Source organism: Streptomyces sp. NPDC060198, assembly GCF_042728415.1.
Lineage (GTDB): Bacteria > Actinomycetota > Actinomycetes > Streptomycetales > Streptomycetaceae > Streptomyces.
The window spans coordinates 1-4,943 of the sequence record NZ_JBHWZJ010000457.1 but is presented as its reverse complement, the minus strand read 5'-3'; the positions used below and the strand labels follow the sequence as shown (position 1 = coordinate 4,943).

Below are 4,943 nucleotides of genomic sequence, written 5' to 3'. Positions count from 1 at the left end.
CGATCAACCCAGGACGCGTCTTCGACTACACCACCGACCTCCACCACGTCGCCGACGCCTACGCCGCCATGGACGAACGCCGCGCCATCAAGTCCCTCCTCACCATCAGCCAGCCGTAACCGAACAGACCACACCCGCCGCCGAGAGGGCGAACAACGATTACCGCCGGGGCGGAAGCACCGCCCCGGCCACCTCGACGCCGGGCGGCCGGCCACCCCGCGGTCCGGCAGGACCGCGATCAGGTGAACTGACGTCAGTCCTGACCGGGCAACTGCGCGGCCTCCTCGACCCACCGGGCCAGAACGCTGAACGCCGCCAACTGCTCCAGCGCCTGGTGCTCGGGCAGTTCGGGCAGACCGTCCTCGTGACTGTTCGGATTACGCAGGGCGGCGTAGCAGCCTTCGGCAAAGGCTGCCGCTCCACGCTGCACGCTGCGGAAGGTGTCGCTGCCGTCATCGGGCCGCAGTCGCAGCCGGGGCTGACCGGCTCGGGGAGCGTCCTTGGAGAACACGCTCTGGAAGAGAGCAGTCTCGCTCGCGTCCCGGCGGCCGACCTTGTTCTGTGTTTCCGCGTTGACCTTCCGGGCTGCCGCGGTCACGGCCTCCCGGAAGTGACCGCTGTGCCAGAGCGAGCGCGCCCCGTCCCACACCCACCTATGCATGGTGCTCGCGCTGAGCTGCGGTGCATTGTCGCCGAGCCGCTCGTGTACCTCCGCATCGCGCAGCAGGGCGGCGTCGGCCCGCTGGGCCGCCTCCCGGTGCTGGCACCAGCGGTTGACCCTCTTGTTATCGCCGTCGGGGACCTCCGCGCGCCAGCGCGGCAGCACCCGGTCCAGGATCTGCTCCACCACCTGGGCGCTCGCGACGACTTCCTCCGCCCCGCCCCGGGTCGACCGCCGACTGGAATTCATGACCATTCCGTGCGGGGTCTGCGGGGCGTACAGTTCGGTCAGCTTCAGGAAACTGCTCAACTCGGCTCGGGCCCAGGCGATATCAATGCTCATCCGGTCATCATCCACACCACCACCGACATGGGTCACGGGCTTTGCACCAGAGCCGCGGGAACCCCAGGGCGGACGGTTCCGTGCAGGGGACCGTTTGCCGCGCCGTCCCGTGCGCAACCGGATCCAGGCGCTGATCGGCGGAAAATGCGCCCGCCGGGAACACCCAGAAGCGTTGAATGAGCGCTGTGACCCTATCTGACGCTCTGTGGCGCTTCACCAGCACCGACGACCCGCACTACGTGAGCCTGATCGTTGAGACCCCCGCCGGCACGCACATACGCCGCATACCACCGGCGATGTCCCTTCCTCCCGACGTCGAGCAGGGATTCGGTGCGGAAAAGGCCGCTCACACGGCGGCCGCGACCTGGGGCATGCCCGACTTCGTGTTCCAGTCCGCGCTCACCCGCAAGGGCTCCGGCCAACGCGAACTCGGCGACCGGCTGCTGCTCAGCGGCAAGCGCGGCGCTGTCATCCAGATCAAAAGCCGCACGGTGAAGCCGAAGGCCGACCCGGAGGAGCGGACCTGGATCCAGAAGGTGACATCCAAGGCCATGAAACAGGCCAAGGGAACCGTGCGCACGCTACGTCTCCAGCCGGCAGACCTGGTCAACGGACGGGGCACCACCCTCTCGGTAGCGGGCGACGCGTACGAGTGGATGGCCGTCTCCCTGCTGGACCACAACCACGTCCCCGACCAGACCGCGCCCAGGTTCGAGCCGATCGGCATGCCCGCGCTGACACTGACGCGCCGGGACTGGGACTTCCTCTTCGACCAGCTGCGCTCGACCACGGCGGTCCTGGACTACCTGTTCCGGGTGGCGGAACAACCGCCCATCGCGCTCGGCGACGAGCCGGTGCGCTACTACGAACTCGCCGCGGCCGACGCCGCCGCGCCGCCCCAGGCCATCGATACCGAACTCGTCGGCCCTGGCGGCCGTCACTTCTCCACACCCCTGCTGCCCCAGGTCCCGGCCGGAGCCGGGAAGACCAACGCCCACCTGGTCATCCGGGCCGTACTCGAAGACGTGGCCACCAGCATGCTCCGCGACGGCGTCGCCGAGAGCGACCGCCTCACCGTGCTCTCCGACCTCGACCGGCTCCCGGTCAGCATGCGGGAGGAGTGGGGGCAGCTCCTTCTTGACATGCTCGACGACGTGGAACAAGCCCCCGACGGCCAGGTGAAGTTCCGCTCCAGGCGCCAGCTCCACGAAGTAGAGGACGGCGACCGCCAGATGCTCTTCATGTGCGCGACCCGCTTCGACAAATACGTGCAAGCCGGCTTCGGCAGCTTCGTCATGCTGCGCCACCACCAGGTCGGGGAACGGATGGGGCGCCCGGATTCGCTGTGCAGCGTCGGGGTGATGTTGGCTCCGAATCGCGGCGGCAAACGGCCCTGGGACACGATGCTGGTGAAGGCCGTGGGTCCCAGCCACCTCACCCCGGAAGAAGTGAACGAGTTCGCACAACTCTGGCCTGACGGCGGCAGCTCCGCAGAGTAACCGCAGGGCCACATCGGCGGCGCTTGCCAACAAGCTTGCTGATTTGCCAACCTTGTTGCGTCGTTACATCAGGTCGCCGATCGTGAGCCGTAACACGTCTTCTGTACTGGGCATATGCGTACTCCGCATGAGGTACGCGTGGGTGTTCGGGCGGGGTCAGGCGGTCTGGTCGAGGCGCCCGGATGCGGGGGCCGGGGCAGGTGGCACGAGCGTGGTGAGTCCGGCGCGTTCGGCGGCGAGGCGTTGCAGAGCCCGGGCGCGGGCGGCATCGCTGGAAGACGAACACTGCTGGGCGGCGGCCTTGGTACGGAGCTCCTCAAGGGACTTGCGGCTGTCGCCGAAGGCCGCTTCGGGTTCGCGGGCCTGCTCGCGGATCTGCCGCTCGGCGGCGGCCCGGACCATCACGTCGGCGGTCGTCTTCGCCGGGCGGGCGGCTCGGTGGGCGGCGAGCGCCTGGTGGTAGCCCTCCGGTGCGGGCAGGCGCACGGCAGGTCCTCCGGGCACCGTCGGCGGGGCCGGTCCGGCCGCCACAGCGGGGTCGGCCGTCGCGGGCGCGGGCGCCAGGACGTGCACGGTACGGACGTCCGCTCCGGGGACCTGGACATTGGCGGCTGCGCTCAGCTTCGGGGCGGCCCAGCAAAGTTTCGTGGCGACCGCCGGGGTGTCGGGTACGACATCCAGGCGGCCGGTGTCCGCGTCATATCCCACAGCCCTGGCCCGGCCGACGAGTTCGGGCGAGACCACGGTCAGGATCGCGTCGAACCGGGCGAGGACGGTGCCGCCGGCGGCCGGGCCGGTCATGCCGCGCTCAGTCAGCATCCGGGTGATCGCGCTGCCCAGCCCGAGCGGCTCGCGGCCGTCGCGCCGTACGACGGTGGTGGTGCGACGCTTCGGCTTCGGTCGACCGGCGCCGTTCTTCCTCGCCGCTTCCCGGGCGGCGGTCAGCGCCTGGCGCGCGAGGTCGACCCCGCTCAGCTCCGACTCGGCGGTCACGCGATCACCACCCCGGCGGTGTCACCGTCGAGAACGCGGGCGGCGAGCTCCGGCAGCCGGTCCGTCCACGACCCGGCCCCGGCCTGCCCAGCCCGGTGTCCCGAGGTGGCCTGCTCGCGCACCTGCTCCAGGCGCACCGCGAGCAGGTGCTGGGCGACGCGGTTCCGGGCGGTGGTGGCGGCCTTTGTCGTAGCGGCGACAGCGGCTTCACCGTTGGGGTTATGCCGGAACCAGCGGCGGCCCTGCTCGGTCCGGTAGGCCCGGTCCGCTTCTGTGTCGGCTTCGTCGGTCCGGCCGAACGAGGCCAGCGCGCTGGCCTCGTTCAGCCAGCGATCTGCTGGACGGTGCTGTGGGCGGTGAGCGCGGCCGCGAGGTCGGCGCGCTCCTGGTCCTCCTCGAGGTCGGCCGGGTCGGAGAGCGCCAGGAACTGCGCTCACTCGGCGGCGACCTTGCGGTCGACGGCCGTACGCACCCTCGTGTCGAGAGCCGCGACGTCCTCGGCACTGGCCGACGGGCCGAGCGTCCGCGCCGCGACGAGCTGCACGGCCTGGGCGGTGAGCGTCTCGGTCTCGCGGCGGCAGCCGCACGCCTCGCAGAGCCCGCCGGCCCCGGTCCGCCCGCATTCCTCGCACGCCAGTGCCTGATGCACCGTCTCGGCGACGGCAGCGGCCTGGCGCTCCAGCTCTGCCCGCTCCCGGGCGGCGGCACGGGCCGCTTCGCGCTCGGCTTCCCGGACGCTGGCTTCCTCGCGGCGCCGTACGAGGTGCTCCGCGTCGAGGGCTGTCTGGGCGCGCAGCCGCTCTTCGACGGCCTGGCGGCGGGCGGCGTCATCGAGGCCGGGCAGCTCTTGGCCGACCTCGGCCGCGATCCGGGCACGGTGGCGCGGCGGATGTGGAGCACGTTGGCGCAGTTCTCGCAGGCGGCACCAGTGTCGAGGCGGGTGCTGTCGTCGCACCGCGGGCCCGCGCACGTCTGACGCCACATCAGGCCCCGGCCTATCAGGCACCCGTACGGACGCTGGACCAAGGCCTCGCCGCCGGTCTTGACCAGCCGTGCGGCGAGACGGGACGCGAGCCGACGCGCCGCTGCCTCCCTTCGTGCCGCCGCATCCCGCTGGCCCATCCAGCCCTTCAGTCGGCCGAGCTCCGCTTCCGCGGCCGCCTCGACCTGGGCCCGATGGAACCCGGACAGCCCCCGCCACAGCCCCGAGACCGGCCCCAACACCGTCCGCAGACCGGACCTTCCCGGCGGGAGCCGTATCCCGTTTCGTCGGCGGGGGCGAGGCCGGGTTGGCTTCGGGGTGGCAGGCGGCGAGGAGGCGGCCGCTGATCGGTAAGTGTGGGCGGGTGGGTAGCCGGTCGCGGTCGCTGAGGGGCCCTCGTTCGTGACTCAGCTGCTCGATCGCGCGGGCTGTCTCACAGACGATGCGCGCGTGGCCGCCCACTGCT

Annotated in this window: 5 protein-coding genes and 1 pseudogene; 3 read left to right on the top strand and 3 right to left on the bottom strand. The window is 71.3% G+C overall.

The window, feature by feature from the left end:
* Positions 1–119: pseudogene (locus ACFWEP_RS31560) on the top strand (IMP dehydrogenase); the annotation flags it as partial.
* A 134-nt stretch (positions 120–253) separates the two neighbouring features.
* Here the strand turns inward: ACFWEP_RS31560 and ACFWEP_RS31555 are convergent.
* Positions 254–1,003: a TIGR02391 family protein gene (locus ACFWEP_RS31555; RefSeq protein ID WP_387375246.1), complete on the bottom strand. Its 750-nt coding sequence runs from the start codon at positions 1,001–1,003 to the stop codon at positions 254–256.
* A gap of 176 nt (positions 1,004–1,179) precedes the next feature.
* On the opposite strand from ACFWEP_RS31555, the gene ACFWEP_RS31550 reads away from it, so the two are divergent.
* Entirely contained in the window at positions 1,180–2,502 is a 1,323-nt protein-coding gene (locus ACFWEP_RS31550) for a hypothetical protein (RefSeq protein ID WP_387375244.1), read from the top strand.
* 156 nt (positions 2,503–2,658) lie between these two features.
* Here the strand turns inward: ACFWEP_RS31550 and ACFWEP_RS31545 are convergent, their stop codons facing one another.
* Both ACFWEP_RS31545 and ACFWEP_RS31540 read right to left on the bottom strand, forming a co-directional pair.
* The gene (locus ACFWEP_RS31545) at positions 2,659–3,495 is read right to left on the bottom strand and encodes a DUF721 domain-containing protein (RefSeq protein ID WP_387375242.1); all 837 of its coding nucleotides are present in this window, start codon (positions 3,493–3,495) and stop codon (positions 2,659–2,661) included.
* A complete protein-coding gene (locus ACFWEP_RS31540) occupies positions 3,492–3,632 on the bottom strand; it encodes a hypothetical protein (RefSeq protein WP_387375240.1) in 141 nt (46 codons plus the stop codon). Before ACFWEP_RS31540 ends, ACFWEP_RS31545 begins: the two co-directional genes overlap by 4 nt.
* Before the next feature lie 212 nt (positions 3,633–3,844).
* Between ACFWEP_RS31540 and ACFWEP_RS31535 the strand changes: the two genes are divergently transcribed.
* Entirely contained in the window at positions 3,845–4,471 is a 627-nt protein-coding gene (locus ACFWEP_RS31535) for a hypothetical protein (protein WP_387375238.1), read from the top strand.
* The last annotated feature ends 472 nt before the right edge of the window (positions 4,472–4,943 follow it).